Source organism: Streptomyces sp. NPDC054770 (assembly GCF_053611985.1).
Map to the genome: position 1 here is coordinate 124,872 of NZ_JBSHBL010000001.1, position 13,287 is coordinate 138,158.

At 69.2% G+C, this 13,287-nt stretch carries 17 protein-coding genes; 6 read left to right on the forward strand and 11 right to left on the reverse strand.

The annotated features are described in order from the left end of the window. Nucleotides 1-134 precede the first annotated feature (134 nt). The gene (locus ACWGKQ_RS00520; RefSeq protein WP_453289639.1) at nucleotides 135-398 is read left to right on the forward strand and encodes a hypothetical protein; all 264 of its coding nucleotides are present in this window, start codon (nucleotides 135-137) and stop codon (nucleotides 396-398) included. A gap of 112 nt (nucleotides 399-510) precedes the next feature. Here ACWGKQ_RS00520 and ACWGKQ_RS00525 read toward each other — a convergent pair whose 3' ends face one another. The 4 genes from ACWGKQ_RS00525 to ACWGKQ_RS00540 all read right to left on the reverse strand — a co-directional run bounded on the left by ACWGKQ_RS00525 (nucleotide 511) and on the right by ACWGKQ_RS00540 (nucleotide 2,116). After that, complete coding sequence (locus tag ACWGKQ_RS00525) at nucleotides 511-957, reverse strand: hypothetical protein (RefSeq protein WP_453289640.1); 447 nt, start codon at nucleotides 955-957, stop codon at nucleotides 511-513. Continuing rightward, nucleotides 954-1,220, reverse strand: a complete 267-nt coding sequence (locus ACWGKQ_RS00530; protein ID WP_362326915.1) for a cupin domain-containing protein — start codon at nucleotides 1,218-1,220, stop codon at nucleotides 954-956. The genes ACWGKQ_RS00525 and ACWGKQ_RS00530 overlap by 4 nt, the downstream gene beginning before the upstream one ends. 75 nt (nucleotides 1,221-1,295) lie before the next feature. Continuing rightward, nucleotides 1,296-1,619: a hypothetical protein gene (locus tag ACWGKQ_RS00535; protein ID WP_453289641.1), complete on the reverse strand. Its 324-nt coding sequence runs from the start codon at nucleotides 1,617-1,619 to the stop codon at nucleotides 1,296-1,298. A 161-nt stretch (nucleotides 1,620-1,780) separates the two neighbouring features. Beyond that, a complete protein-coding gene (locus ACWGKQ_RS00540) occupies nucleotides 1,781-2,116 on the reverse strand; it encodes a hypothetical protein (RefSeq protein ID WP_453289642.1) in 336 nt (111 codons plus the stop codon). Between the two features lie 187 nt (nucleotides 2,117-2,303). Between ACWGKQ_RS00540 and ACWGKQ_RS00545 the strand changes: the two genes are divergently transcribed. Both ACWGKQ_RS00545 and ACWGKQ_RS00550 read left to right on the forward strand, forming a co-directional pair. Then, the gene (locus ACWGKQ_RS00545; RefSeq protein WP_453289643.1) at nucleotides 2,304-3,155 is read left to right on the forward strand and encodes a helix-turn-helix domain-containing protein; all 852 of its coding nucleotides are present in this window, start codon (nucleotides 2,304-2,306) and stop codon (nucleotides 3,153-3,155) included. After that, a complete protein-coding gene (locus ACWGKQ_RS00550; protein ID WP_453289644.1) occupies nucleotides 3,152-3,397 on the forward strand; it encodes a DUF397 domain-containing protein in 246 nt (81 codons plus the stop codon). The genes ACWGKQ_RS00545 and ACWGKQ_RS00550 overlap by 4 nt, the downstream gene beginning before the upstream one ends. Here the strand turns inward: ACWGKQ_RS00550 and ACWGKQ_RS00555 are convergent. Together ACWGKQ_RS00555 and ACWGKQ_RS00560 are read right to left on the reverse strand one after the other, a co-directional pair. Continuing rightward, nucleotides 3,394-3,744 carry a hypothetical protein gene (locus ACWGKQ_RS00555; protein WP_453289645.1) on the reverse strand — a complete coding sequence of 117 codons (351 nt, stop codon included), beginning with the start codon at nucleotides 3,742-3,744 and terminating at the stop codon, nucleotides 3,394-3,396. The two genes, ACWGKQ_RS00550 and ACWGKQ_RS00555, sit on opposite strands and share 4 nt — an antisense overlap. Nucleotides 3,745-3,795: 51 nt before the next feature. After that, the gene (locus ACWGKQ_RS00560; RefSeq protein WP_453289646.1) at nucleotides 3,796-4,191 is read right to left on the reverse strand and encodes a hypothetical protein; all 396 of its coding nucleotides are present in this window, start codon (nucleotides 4,189-4,191) and stop codon (nucleotides 3,796-3,798) included. Between the two features lie 111 nt (nucleotides 4,192-4,302). Between ACWGKQ_RS00560 and ACWGKQ_RS00565 the strand changes: the two genes are divergently transcribed. Together ACWGKQ_RS00565 and ACWGKQ_RS00570 are read left to right on the forward strand one after the other, a co-directional pair. Continuing rightward, a complete protein-coding gene (locus ACWGKQ_RS00565; RefSeq protein ID WP_453289647.1) occupies nucleotides 4,303-4,755 on the forward strand; it encodes a hypothetical protein in 453 nt (150 codons plus the stop codon). A gap of 9 nt (nucleotides 4,756-4,764) precedes the next feature. Then, a complete protein-coding gene (locus tag ACWGKQ_RS00570) occupies nucleotides 4,765-5,361 on the forward strand; it encodes a hypothetical protein (protein ID WP_453289648.1) in 597 nt (198 codons plus the stop codon). Nucleotides 5,362-5,372: 11 nt separating this feature from the next. Here ACWGKQ_RS00570 and ACWGKQ_RS00575 read toward each other — a convergent pair whose 3' ends face one another. Next, nucleotides 5,373-6,008: a YbhB/YbcL family Raf kinase inhibitor-like protein gene (locus ACWGKQ_RS00575; RefSeq protein WP_453289649.1), complete on the reverse strand. Its 636-nt coding sequence runs from the start codon at nucleotides 6,006-6,008 to the stop codon at nucleotides 5,373-5,375. A 146-nt stretch (nucleotides 6,009-6,154) separates the two neighbouring features. Here ACWGKQ_RS00575 and ACWGKQ_RS00580 point away from each other — a divergent pair, with 146 nt between their 5' ends. Then, nucleotides 6,155-7,009, forward strand: a complete 855-nt coding sequence (locus ACWGKQ_RS00580) for a helix-turn-helix transcriptional regulator (RefSeq protein ID WP_453289650.1) — start codon at nucleotides 6,155-6,157, stop codon at nucleotides 7,007-7,009. On the opposite strand, the gene ACWGKQ_RS00585 is transcribed toward ACWGKQ_RS00580, so the two are convergent. From ACWGKQ_RS00585 to ACWGKQ_RS00600, 4 genes are all read right to left on the reverse strand, one after another. After that, nucleotides 6,972-8,354 carry a HupE/UreJ family protein gene (locus tag ACWGKQ_RS00585; RefSeq protein ID WP_453289651.1) on the reverse strand — a complete coding sequence of 461 codons (1,383 nt, stop codon included), beginning with the start codon at nucleotides 8,352-8,354 and terminating at the stop codon, nucleotides 6,972-6,974. The genes ACWGKQ_RS00580 and ACWGKQ_RS00585 overlap by 38 nt on opposite strands. Next, nucleotides 8,351-9,529, reverse strand: coding sequence for a DUF3500 domain-containing protein (locus tag ACWGKQ_RS00590; protein WP_453289652.1), 1,179 nt, complete (start codon nucleotides 9,527-9,529; stop codon nucleotides 8,351-8,353). The genes ACWGKQ_RS00585 and ACWGKQ_RS00590 overlap by 4 nt, the downstream gene beginning before the upstream one ends. 382 nt (nucleotides 9,530-9,911) lie before the next feature. Beyond that, nucleotides 9,912-11,744, reverse strand: coding sequence for a bifunctional metallophosphatase/5'-nucleotidase (locus ACWGKQ_RS00595; protein ID WP_453289653.1), 1,833 nt, complete (start codon nucleotides 11,742-11,744; stop codon nucleotides 9,912-9,914). 163 nt (nucleotides 11,745-11,907) lie between these two features. Continuing rightward, nucleotides 11,908-13,191, reverse strand: coding sequence for an adenylosuccinate synthase (locus ACWGKQ_RS00600; RefSeq protein WP_453289654.1), 1,284 nt, complete (start codon nucleotides 13,189-13,191; stop codon nucleotides 11,908-11,910). Nucleotides 13,192-13,287 lie beyond the last annotated feature (96 nt).

A 13,287-nucleotide genomic window follows, 5' to 3' on the forward strand; every position in this document is an offset into this window, starting at 1 on the left:
CCGGGTCACCCGGATGCCCCGCGTCCCCGTATGGCTCCCCCGAAGAGCGCGCCACCAGAAGTCGATCTAGTCTCCGAAATGAGCGCTTATCAGTTCATATGTCCGCGCGCTCCCATCAGCTCAAGGAGGAGACCATGCGCAAGCTTCACAAGGCAGCCGCCGCGATCGCCATCATCGGCGGCATCGGCTTCATGGGCGCCGCCCCGGCCACCGCGGCCCCGCAGCACGGGTACGGCGGTGGCGGCGGCGGTGGCTGCCGGTCCCACGACCTGAACCTCGACATCCTCGGCAACGTGGGCATCGCCAACGGGCTTGCCGGCAACCTCATCAACGGTGAAGGCAGCCCGGGCGCGCAGTTCACCGACCTGGGTTCCGACTGCGGCCGCGGCGGCTGGTAGGCGGCACGCACCACTGAACCGGCCGTGAGCCGCGTATTCATCTCTGTGTGAGTGAAAAAGGCTCCGGACCGTCCTCGGTCCGGAGCCTTGGGGTGCGTCTTCGGGACCTCGGTCAGCCCTGCTCGACGATCCGGATGGTACGGATTCCCGTGCCCCGGTACCGCATCGGGGTCCTGGTCAGGACGGGACGGCCACGCGGCCACTCGACGGTCGGCAGGGCGAGGTGCAGCACATGGGCTCCGCTCCAGTCCGGCTCGTCCTTCCCGTCCTCCGACTCGCCGTTCGCGGCCCGCAGCCGCTTGCCCACAGCAGTGGCCGCCGCGAAGTCGAGTCCTTCGATGTTGACGGACGGCAACGCACCGACGTGCTCCGCGACTCCGGCCCGCTCCCGTTCTGCTGCAGCCAGGCTCACCGCGGGGATGTAGACCCGCAACGCGGCATCCTTCTCCGCCTCGACGACCAGCCGGGAGGCCATGCCGTTACCGGCGCCGAGCGCCAGAGCCGCCGTGTCGTCGAAGATGACGGCACGCGGCAGCGGGTACCGCTCCCCCTCGGTCACTGGACCTCCCCGATACGCCCGGACTCGATGTCGGCCCACAGTTCTTCGCCGGCCTTCTCGTCCTCTTCCGTGTAGGGCCTGCCGAGGAAGTGCTCCTCGACATAGGCCCTGGTCTCCTCGTACCGCTTGCGCAGCTCTTCCTTGGTGGGGGTGGCCCCGGCCAGCTCCGCCACGAGGTCCCGCATGCTCATCCCGCGTTCCCGGGCGAGCTCCTGGAGACGGTCACGGACGGCGGGGTCGACCTTGATCGTGGTGTCAGCCATGAGCACAGTATACTTGCGGTATACCACCTCAGGACGTACGAGTGTGACAGTCAACGACGTTCCCTTCGCTACTTCCTAAGCCGCCACGAGGCGAACTTTTTGCATTTCACCCGTCGGTGCCGCTGATTCGTACGGCCTGTCGAATACCTCGCAGACCGTCGAGTACTGCCGGGTCACCGGGTCCCGCGACACCACCCGCCGCAGATAACGCCGTTCCTCCAGCTCACGCAGGGAGGCGACGATCGACATACACCCTTCCCGCCGTTGCTCGGCGAGGATGCGCTCCGTTATCCAGGCGCCGTTCGGCAGCCCCAGGAGGTACGCCAGTACGCCTGCCGCGCCCCAGGACAGGCGTCGGTCCCCGAAACGGGAGCGGGCAAGGGCTGCGAAGGCGCGCATGGGCGCCATACGATGAACGCGCATCGGAGTGGTAGCTCCCGGTGTCGAGCCCCCGGGTGTTGGCGCACCGCGGGGGCAATCTGTTGATCGTGACTCTAGGGCCCCGCAAAGCGCCGGACGCAAGCCACAATCCCTTTTTCCCGGCCCCGTGTTGACGTTTTTCACTCCGGGGAGTGAAGCGCGGAGCGCAGCAATCGCGTGTGCACGAACCGGTCGGGACGAGTCGGCCGGTAGCGCCACGACAACGGCCACGTCATGTCGTCCAGCGCCGGAACCGGGATGTACGACACCCGGGCCGGAACGGCGGTCAGTCTGGTCACCTCCGCAGGCCAGGGCAGGTAGTCCGTACTCCCGGCCGGGACCAGGAAGTACACGCACCGCCGCCCACTGGCGACCTCGATGACGGGTCCGGGGTCTCCCCCGGTCAGCTCCGCGAGCCGGTCGGCGAGCCGCCGCCCCAGCTCCCCGTCGTCCACCCGCACGGCATCGAACTGCACACCGGCTTTGCGGAGTTGAACGCCGGAGGTGGGTAGCCAGCCCAGGTTTAAGGGATCAATTTGCGTATTCATGGGATCAGTTTCGGCACCTGCGACTACCGTCGCCATAACTCAGAGTCAAGAGCTGCAAACTCTGGGAATTCGGGGTCCGGTGGTTGTGACCGTTTGAGTCCGGTTGAGTTCGGGGGTGACCGCAATGGCGCGGGCTGAGAACAAGGCGGAGGCGGGCAGCACGGCACAGCTCCTGGCCGCCCTCGCGAAGGCCTTCCGCGAGCAACAGGAGTTGACACAGGAGGAGTTGGGGAAGCGCATCGGCTACACCGGGTCCGCGATCAGCGCGATGGAGACGGGAGCGCAGCCCGCCAGCGACAAGATGCTCGCCAAGCTGGAGGAGGCGATCGGCGGCGGGCTGGGGATCTTCGAGAAGGCACGCAGGTTCGTACTGCTGGACAAGTATCCGCCGCAGTTCAAGAACTTCGCGCTGGTGGAGCAGGAGGCGGTGACGCTGTCGTCGTACCAGACGTTCGTGGTCGACGGTCTGTTCCAGACACCGGAGTACGCGCGTGCGCTGATCGGCGGCGGCTTTCCGAAGCTGCCGGAGGAGAAGGTGGAGGAACTGGTCGAGGCTCGGGTGGCGCGGCGGGCGTTGTTCGACCGGGTGGATCCGTCCGCCATGATCGAGGTGATCCTGGAAGAGTCGGTACTCCGGCGGCCGTTCGGCAGCTGGGAGGTGATGCACGGCCAATTGCGGTCGCTTGCGGAGGACGCGGAGAGGGACAATGTGAGTGTCCAAGTGCTGCCCATTGACCGGGGGTTGAGGGCCGGACACGCGGGCGCACGCGGAGACATGAAGCTGGTGGAGACCAAAGAGCACCACCGCCTGGTCTACATGGAGATCGAGGACGAAAGTGTGCTGGTCAGCGATGCCGCAAAGGTCGCTCGCCTCACCCACCGATATGCGAAGATCCGAACCCAGGCGCTGAGCTCGGACGACTCGCTGAGCCTCATCCGAAAGTTGGCAGGAGAAGAGCGGACATGACGACCCTGCGGTGGTTCAAGTCGAGCTACAGCGACAGCAGCGGCGGACAGTGCGTCGAAACCGCCTACACCTGGCGCAAGTCCTCCTACAGCAACGACAGCGGCGGCGACTGCCTCGAAATATCCCCCTGCCCCCACACCATCCACATCCGCGACTCCAAGACCGGCCCCGACGGCCCTCACCTCACCGTCTCCCCGGCCTCCTGGGCCGCCTTCCTGGAGGGCGGCGCCTCGGTCCGCTAGCCGGCCCAGTCGACCGAGGTCTCGAAACCGGCGCTGTCGCAGTAGGCCACCGCACGCCCCTCGGCCCCGCGGTCGCCGCGAACCGCGTTGACGGTGTCGTCGAGGATGTGGGTGCCGCCGTGTTCCAGTCCGGCCCGGTCAAGCCTCTTTGCGGCCTCGATGGCCTCGTGCCCTGCCCATTCGGTGTTGTCGCCGGGGGTCGTGGCGTGCGCCGCATCCTGCCAGGACCCCAGCCTGGTGCAGTACTCCCCCTGCCACTCCTTGGCCTGCGCCGGATCGCCCGACGAACAACCGCTCATCAGGACGGCGGCAACGACAACGCCCGCCGCTCGCTTGGTGTACTGCATGAACATGCCCTCCCCGAAGTTGCCGACACAGGATATGGAGCGGTCACCGCACTAACCGAAGACGGTGAACAGGGCGAGCGCGGGCCCGGCCGCGTAGACGAGCACGCCCACCGCCAGCGCGGTCCACGGCCTCCGCACCAGCACCGCCCCGAGCACGACCGTGACCACCGCGGCGGCCAGCGCGACCCACGGCCCGAACATCGCCACCAGCATCCACACGCCGGAGTCGTCGCAGAACCGCTGGGTGCCGGCCGACGTACCGCAGCTGTCCCCGGCGAAGGCCATGCCGAAGAGCAACAGCCCGTTGACCGCGACGGCGACCGCGAGCAGCAGCCCGGCCACCACGGCGAAGACCACCCTGAGCGGGCCGCCCGGCGCGGGACGCGGCGACGGGAACCCGGGGCCGTACGACGGCAGGGGCGGGTAAGGGGGCGGCGGAAAGCTCATGTCCCCCATCTCACCGCCGTCGGCGCGTCCCCGCCTGAGTACGGCTACTCGGTTTCCCGGCCGGGATCGGCACGCGGTGCCCGGGGAACAGCCCTCGGCTGTGCGGAGACTGTGGAGCTGTCGGCAACTGGGCTTGATCGAAACGCCGTTGGACGGGGAGGGTGGTGGGTCGAGGCCACGGACGGCTCGGCCACCGAACGCCCGCCGTCCCCGTCCCCCGGTTCGGGCGCGACCGCCCCGGCCTACGACACCTACCGCCCCGACCCCGGCAAGGCACACCAGAACAAGGGGCCGCTGGTGAGGACCTGCCAGTACGCCGACGACTACGTCCGGTACTACAGGCGCGGCATCTACACCCTCACCGGGTACGAGGCGAAGATCGCCAGGAAGGTCGGCAGTACGACGGTCCCGGGGGACGGCACCTACACGTGCCCGGCCCAGAACTACTTCTTCCAGGGCGACCCCAAGACCAGGACGCAGTGGCTCAGCCCGTCCCTCGCCACCTTCCGGAAGGCCCTGGCCCCCTGGGTGAACGCGACCAGGTCCTGGTGCGGCCGCTCCTAAGCTGACGGCATGCGGATACTCGGCATGAGCAGCGAGGACGAGATGGTCGCCTGCTTCCTGGGCGGCGAGCTGACGAGCCCGAGGTTCGGGCCGAACCTCCGGTCCCACCTGGCGGCGGCCGGGCGGACGGAACGGCTGCTGACGCATCCGGACGTCACCGACGCCGGGGCGAACTCCGCACGCCGTGCCCTGCTCGCCGCGACGCGCGGGTACGGCGAGGACCGCGACCTGTTCGAGAACTTCCCCGCGCACGTCACCTGGACCCGGGCACTCCTGACCCCCGACGAGATGGCCCGCGTGCGCTACATCGACTACTCGTACTGGGTCGAACTGTCGGGTGGCAGCCGTCGGCCGGCCGACGCGGCCGTACGCATCCGGGCAGGGCTGAGGGCGTTCGACGTGCCCAACGAACGGTTCCTCGACGCGGCCCACGCGCTCGGCCGAGGCGAGCGGTTCGCGCCGCTCATCCTCGTCGGCGAACGGCAGGACGACCTGGTCTGCCTGGAGGGCCACCTGCGCCTGACCGCCTACGCCCTCGCCGGCTTCCCCACCGGCATCGAGTGCCTGATCGGCACCGCGCCGGCCATGGCACGCTGGGCGCGGTAGCCGGACAGCCCTTAGGGCCTGCGGGCCGTCGCCGTGATGGTGGCCGTGCCGATCACGTGGCTCGACATGGTGAACGTGGTGATGGTGGCCGGGGTCGCCGCGGGCAGTTGCAGGCTCGGGGTGTCCAGGGCGTAGACCGTGATCCGGTAGTGGTGGGTGATGTCGCCGACAGGCGGGCAGGGGCCCAGGTAGCCGGTCTGGCCGGCGCCGTTGGTGCCGGCCACCGCACCGGTCGGCAGGGCGGTGCCCAGCTGGGTGTCCGTGGCGGGGATGTCCCAGGTCAGCCAGTGCCACAGGCCGGAGCCGGTGGGGGCGTCGGGGTCGAACATGGTGACCGCGTAACTGCGGGTGTCCTTCGGGGCGCCGTGCCAGGACAGCCGTATCTGCTTGTTGTCGCCGGAGCAGCCGAAGGCGGCGCCCGCGTAGGAGTCGGCGGGGATGGTGCCGCCGTCGCGGATGTCCGGGCTGGTGACCTGGAAGCGGGCGGCGGAGTCGGGGACGTTGGTGCGGACCTTGGTGTAGCCGTACCCTCCGTCGTCGGCGCGGCCCGCGTGGGTGTGGGTGTCGGCGTTGGCCGTGGTCACGCCGGTGGTGACGGCGGCGGCGACCGCGGCCAGTGCGGCGGCGGCCCGGATCGGTGCTCTCATCGTGCCCTCCTGGGTGGGTGCTGCCTGTCGGTGCGTCCACGATCAAGGGCGCGGGGCGGCCGGAGGAAGGCGCTCGGGATCCTGGCATTCGGGATGCCAGGATCCGGGGTCGACAGGGCACGGGCCGGGTCAGGAACATGGAGGCCATGGCGAGGGACCGGGCACCGAGGCGGGCGGAACTGGGTGAGTTCCTGCGTGCCATGCGGGCGCGGCTGCGGCCCGAGGACGTCGGGCTGCCGGACCTGGGCCGGCGCCGGACGCCGGGGCTGCGGCGGCAGGAGGTGGCCCAGCTCGCCGCCGTCAGCATCGACTGGTACATCCGCCTTGAGCAGGGCCGGGTCGGCACGCCGGGCGCCGCCGTGCTGGACGCGGTGGCCCAGGCGCTGCGGCTGTCGCCCGCCGAGCGGCACCACCTGCATCTCATCGCGCGGGACGAGACCCCGGTGACCCGGCGCCCGTCCGTCCCGGTCGGCGACTCACTGCGCGTGCTGCTGGCGGGGATGCCGATGATCCCCGCCTATGTCGTGGACTTCCGTTTCGACGTGCTGGCGCACAACGCGGCCGCGACGGCCCTGTTCGGGCCGGACTTCGGAGGCTCGGGGATCGGCGGCAACACCGCACGCGTGCTGTTCCTGGAGCCGGGGATGCGCGAGGTCCAGCTGGACTGGGCGCGGGTGGCGCGGGAGACGGTCGGCAACCTGCGGGCGAACCTGGCCCGCCACCCGGACGATCCCCGGCTGCGTGAAGTGATCGCCGAACTGCGGGAGCGCAGCGCGGAGTTCACCGTCTGGTGGGACGACCACACGGTGAAGCAACGCGCCCACGGCCGCAAACGCCTCCGGCATCCGGTCGTCGGCGAACTGGCCGTCTGCTACGACACACTGGCCACCCTCGACGACTCGGACCAGTGCCTGATCGCCGTAACCCCGGCGGACCCGGCGGCCGAGGCGGCCCTGCGCAGGCTCATGACCGGCCCGGGTCTGCACGCCATCGGAGCCTGAGCCCCGGCGGGGTGCCGCGCGGGCGGGTGGCCAGGGCCCACCCGGCGCTGGTGAGCGCGGCCAGCGTGAGGGTGACCAGCAGCAGCGTGGTGTGGGAGCCGGCGCTGTCGGCCGCGCGGGCGACGGGGTTGGGCAGGCCGAGGCGGTCGACCAGCCAGCCGAGGGCCGCCACCCCGGTGAGCACCGCGCCGGTCAGCCGGAGCACGGGCTGGACGCGCAGCCGGGCCAGCACCAGGAGCGAGGGCAGGGCGAGGCAGACCAGCAGCAGCTGGACGAGCTCGATGCCCAGGTTGAAGCCGAGCAGGCTGGTGACCAGCTGGCCGGTGGACAGGTGCATCTCGGCCAACACGAAGGAGAACGCCATGCCGTGGCCCAGGCCGAAGACGCCTGCCACGATCGCCTCCCGGCCGGGGAAGAGGGGGCGGATCGCGTGGATCGCGCCGACCAGGATGCTCGCGGCGATGAACGCCTCCACCGGCCAGGACGGGATCTGCAGGCGGCCCAGGGCGGTGGCGGCCAGGGCGACCGAGTGGCCGGCCGTGAAGGCGAGGGTGATGCCGCCGATGCGGGACAGCGCCTTGCGGGGGCCCACCAGGCCGGTCCAGCGGCCGCCGGTCGCGGCCAGGGGCGCCGGCAGGAGCAGGATCAGCAGGAAGAGCAGGTGGTCGGTGCCGGTGAGGATGTGGTTGCCGCCGAGTTCGACCATCGCGACGAAGCCGCGCCAGGCGCTGCCGGGGCCGAGGTCGACCTCGAGGGCCGGGACCTTCATGTGCCGGATGTCGAGCTCGATGGTGCCGACCTGGGTGGTGCCCTTGCCGTCGACCCGGCCGTTCGCCCAGTCCTGGCGGACCGTCACGAGCGTCACGTGGGTGACGACCTGGTGCACGATGACGTCGTAGCGGAAGGTGAAGTGGCGTACGTCGGCGCCGGCCGGCGGGGTGAGGACCGCGGCGACGGTCAGTTCGCGGTAGGGGCCGGTGGACGTCTGCCGGGTGGCGCTCAGGTGCATCGCGCCGATGCCGACCCGCCACGCCGTGCCGCCGGTGGTGGTCGGGTGGATGTGCCGGGCGAGGTAGGTGCGGATCGCCTTCGCCCGCGCGGCCGGTACGGCCCTGCCGGTGACGTCGTCCAGGTCGATGCCGCTGGCCCGGGAGAAGTCGGAGACCGGCAGCTCCAGGCGGGCGGACACCGAGGACCTGTACACGTCCAGTTGCACCACCGAGTGCGGCATCGGATGCGCGGCGGCCGGCGACGCCCCGAGCAGGAGCGCCGCCGGTACCACGATCGCGATCCCGGCCACCAGGCGTGTCAGGACGGTGGTCAGCCAGTTTCGCGGTCCGGTCATGAGAAGGAGAACTCGTTCCCGTAGTCGCGGGAGTGGTCGCGGTACACGGTGTGGTAGTGGACCTGGCTCTGGAACACGATGCCGTTCTGCACCACGAACTCGACCCACACGCTGGGACCGTCGATGCGCACGTAGTCGCCCTGGGTGTCCAGGCCGGTGCCGCCGGAGTAGGAGACGTAGGTCTGGTCGAGTTCCTTCGCGTACGTCTTCATCAGCCGCGCGGCGGTGGCGTCGTCCACGTCCGCGATCCAGGGCCGGATCGCCGCCAGGACCAGCTTCTTCTGCTTCGGCGACAGCTCGCTGACCTTGATGCCCTCCTTGGTCTCCGGGAAGTCGCCGTCCTTGCCGGGACCGAGCAGTACGTCGCTGAACGACTCCGACAGCTTGGCCTCGGCCAGCTGCGAGGTGCTCAGGCTGCCGGTCAGCTTCAGCAGGCCGTTGCGGAACTTCGCCAGCGGCGCGTACGTGGTGCCGTCGTCCGCGGTCCAGCTGGTCGGCTCCACGCCGGTGAAGAAGGGGCTGGCGCCGGAGACCTTGCCGTCCTTGTAGGTGATGTTCACGGCGAGGTGGTGGCCGCCGAAGTGCAGCTGCCAGGTGCCGGTCCTGGACGGAGTGCCGAGCAACGCCAGGTAGTAGTAGCCGCTGCCGTACGAGAAGCCGCCCCCGCCGCCGGCACCGCCGGAGGGCGGGGCGCCGGTCGGCACGTCGGTGGGCGCCGCGGAGGCCGAGTCGGTGGCGGTGGCGGAGGGGTCGGCCGATGCCGAGTCGGTCGCCGTCGGCGCGTCCGTCGGGGCGGCGGAGGCGGAGCTGGTGCTCTCGGCCGAGGCGAGCACGTCGTCGGCCTTGAGGGTCTGCAGGACGTGCTCGTAGCCGGTGTCCTTGCCGGTGCCCAGGGCCGTCTTCAGCAGGGCCTCGGCGGCGGCCAGCTGGTCGTCCGACAGGGTGCTGAACTGGATGCCGGGGCGGCAGGTCCCGCCGCAGGGCAGGTTCGACCAGGCGGTCGCGTTCGCCTGGGAGAAGTCCAGCAGGGTCGAGGCCTGCTGGTCGGAGGTCAGGGTGTTCAGGAAGGCGTTGGCCGCGCTGACCACGGCCTCGGTGCCCTTGGCGTGCTTGTCGACCGGACGCTGGACGCCCGCGGCCGATTTCTCACTGCCTGCCGTGGCCGCATTTGCCACGGCGAATCCGCCGCCGACAAGAACCAGGGCTGTGGCGGCTCCGACTACGACCCGTCGAGTCCGCCTGGAGCGGACGAGGCGGGTTCTCTCTTTGCTCACAAATACTCCTTCGGCATGCCGAACTAGCCATACGGATGGACCCGTTGGCTGGTCGGGAGATCAGGGGAACGCACCGCGGACGCTACCAACAACATTGTTGACACTCAATGCGAAAACCCGGCCGAATAACTGTGTTGAATTACGGCCTGGACAAGATTTTCAGGATTCACAGAAACAACGGAATCCACAAATGAAATCGACAGGTCTCTCTTGTCCGGGAAAAAGAAAAAGCGGTGCCCCCACCCGAGGGGTGGGGGCACCGCAGGCTGGATCCGCGGACGCGCTAGAAGACGGGCGTGCCGCCCTGCGTCAGCTTCCAGTTGGTGGCCGCGAAGGCCGACGGGTCGATGGTGCCCTTGGCCGTGGCGTAGGCGACCATCAGGTCGCGGACCTGGTTGGTGGAGCTGTAGGCGATCTCCGCGGCGGCGATGTGCGGGTAGCCGGAGCCGCCGTTGGCGCGGTAGTTGTTCACGGCGACGACGAAGACCTGGTCGTCGGCGACCGCGGTGCCGTTGTAGGAGAGGTTCTTGATGCGGGAGCCCTCGGCCGCCGCGATGTCGATCTCGTAGTCGACGCCGGCCGCCATGTCGTACATGTAGTCCCAGAAGCTGTTGGCGTTGGTGAGGGTGGCGGTGTCCACCGCGGTGCCGGACGGGACCTGGTGGTAGTACTTCGCCGCGTACTCCAGGTAGTCCTTGAGCTGGGCGCCGGTGAGCTTCTTGCCGTAGAGGGTGTTCTCGTAGACGTAGAGGCCCGCGACGTCGCGGATCGTCACGTCACCGGCCGGGATGGTGGCCGTACGGCTGAAGCACGCGGCCACCGAGATCAGCGGGAGCGCGGCGTCCGCCGCCGACAGGCCCGCCTTCACCGCGTCCATCTGGACCTGCTGGATGAAGTCGATGGCGGGGACGTCCTTCCAGCAGGCCTCCGCCGTCGTCATCGCCGCGGTGCAGGTGCCGATCGCGGTGTTGACGTACTTGACCACCAGGTTGTGGTCGGCGGTGAGGAGCTCGGTGATCCGCGGGTCCTCGGCGACCGTGTTGCTGTTCAGGGTGGTGGCGGTCTTCTTGGTGACCTTCCAGGAGCCGTGCACGTGCTCCAGCTCGAAGTCGAAGACGGAGAGGCGGTAGCCGTAGCAGTACGGCTCGGAGAGGAGGACCTCCTCGCCCGTCTCGTCGTTCTTCACCGTGTACGTGGGGACGTCGACGTGGGTGTGGCCGACGAGGATCGCGTCGATGCCGGGCACCTGCTCGGCGACCAGGTTCGACGCGTTCTCCACGTAGGGGAGTTCGTCGCCCCACGACGTCGAGCCGTCCAGGCCCGAGTGGTCGGTGAGGAAGACGACGTCGCAGCCGAGGGCGCGCAGCCGCGGCACGTACTTCTTCGCCTGCTCGACCAGGCCCGTGAAGGCCATCTTCCCGGAGACGTTGTCCTTGTCCCACAGGGCGATGCCCGGGTTGGTGAGGCCGAGGATGCCGACCTTGATGTCCGGGCCGTGCGGGACCTTGATGTGCTTGACGGTGTAGGGCCGGAAGGCGGGCTTGAGCGTCTTGGCGTCCAGGGCGTTGGCACCGAGCAGCGGGAAGTCGCACTGCTTCTCGAAGGTGCGGACCATCTCGATGCCGTAGTTGAACTCGTGGTTGCCGAGGGCGGCCGCGTCGTAGCGCATCTCGTTCATGGCTATCGCCATGGGGTGCTTGGGGCCGCGCTTGCCGTTCTTGCCGGTGATGGGGTCGACGCTCGCGTAGTAGGAGGCGAGCGAGGTGCCCTGGATGATGTCGCCGGCGTCGACGAGGAGGACGCGGTCGGCGCCCTTCTCCTTGCGGATGTTCTTCACCAGGGTGGCGATACGGGCGATGCCGTAGGTGTTGCCCTTGGAGTCCACGGGCGCCGCGTTGGTGTAGTAGTCCCAGTTGAAGACGTGGCTGTGCAGGTCGGTGGTGCCCAGGATGGAGAAGCTCCAGGTCTTGGGCGCCTTCGGCGGCTTGGGCCGGCCGTGGCCGAGCTCGGCGGCCTGGGCGGTGCCGGTACCGACGGTTCCCGCGACGGCCACGGCGGCGCCGGTGACGGCCGACTTCTGCACGAACTCACGACGGTTCATGGGATTGACGGGCATTCAGGACTCCTGGAAAGGCACAGAGGACGGGTGAGACGTGCGGGCCGCGGCGGGCTACCCGCGTAGATGCTGACCCCCGCCCGTTACCGGCGTAACCACGGATACCCCAAGGGCCGGTCAAGGATTCCCAAGACCGGCCCAAGTGGACGTGCGTACACATGACTTAGAGGAACGAGTTGATCTCGATCGTCTCGTCGCGGCCCGGACCCACGCCGATCGCGGAGATCGGGGCGCCGGACATCTCCTCCAGCGCCTTCACGTAGTTCTGCGCGTTCTTCGGCAGGTCCGCGAAGGACTTGGCCTTGGTGATGTCCTCGGACCAGCCGGGCAGCGTCTCGTAGACCGGCTTCGCGTGGTGGAAGTCGGTCTGGGAGTACGGGAGTTCCTCGACGCGCTTGCCGTCGATCTCGTACGCCACGCAGACCGGGATCTGCTCCCAGCCGGTCAGCACGTCGAGCTTGGTGAGGAAGAAGTCGGTCAGGCCGTTCACGCGGGTCGCGTAGCGGGCGATGACGGCGTCGAACCAGCCGCAGCGGCGGTCCCGGCCCGTCGTCACACCGCGCTCGCCGCCGATCCGGCGCAGCGCGTCACCGTCCGCGTCGAAGAGCTCGGTCGGGAACGGGCCGGCGCCGACGCGGGTCGTGTACGCCTTCAGGATGCCGATGACCCGGCTGATCTTCGTCGGGCCGACACCGGAGCCGGTGCAGGCACCGCCCGCGGTCGGGTTCGAGGACGTGACGAACGGATACGTGCCGTGGTCGATGTCGAGGAGCGTACCCTGGCCGCCCTCGAAGAGGACGACCTTGTCGTCCTCCAGCGCCTGGTTGAGGACCAGGACCGTGTCGGCGACGTACGGAGCGAGCTTCTCCGCGTAGCCCAGCAGCTCCTCGACGACCTGCTCGATCGCGATCGCGCGGCGGTTGTAGAGCTTGGTCAGCATCTGGTTCTTGACGTCGAGGGCCGCCTCGACCTTCTGGGTCAGGATCGACTCGTCGTAGAGGTCCTGGACCCGGATGCCGACCCGGTTGATCTTGTCGGCGTAGGTCGGGCCGATGCCGCGCCCCGTCGTACCGATCTTCCGCTTTCCGAGGAAGCGTTCCGTCACCTTGTCGACGGTCACGTGGTACGGCGTGATGATGTGCGCGTTACCGCTGATCAGGAGCTTGGACGTGTCGACGCCACGCTCGTTCAGACCGCTCAGCTCGGAGAGCAGGACCGACGGGTCGACGACGACACCGTTGCCGATGACCGGGACACACGTGGGCGAGAGGATTCCGGAAGGGAGCAGGTGGAGCGCATACTTCTGGTCGCCGACGACGACCGTGTGACCGGCGTTGTTGCCGCCCTGGTAGCGCACCACATAGTCGACGGAACCGCCTAGCAGGTCCGTCGCCTTTCCCTTGCCTTCGTCACCCCACTGAGCACCGAGCAGCACAAGTGCGGGCACGCGCGTACACCCCTTCCGGGCGGGGCATGTCCAAGGTCAGGGGCGTACGCGTAAGGTTCGTCGCCGCGTAGCACCGCGACCGTCGTTGGCCGCACA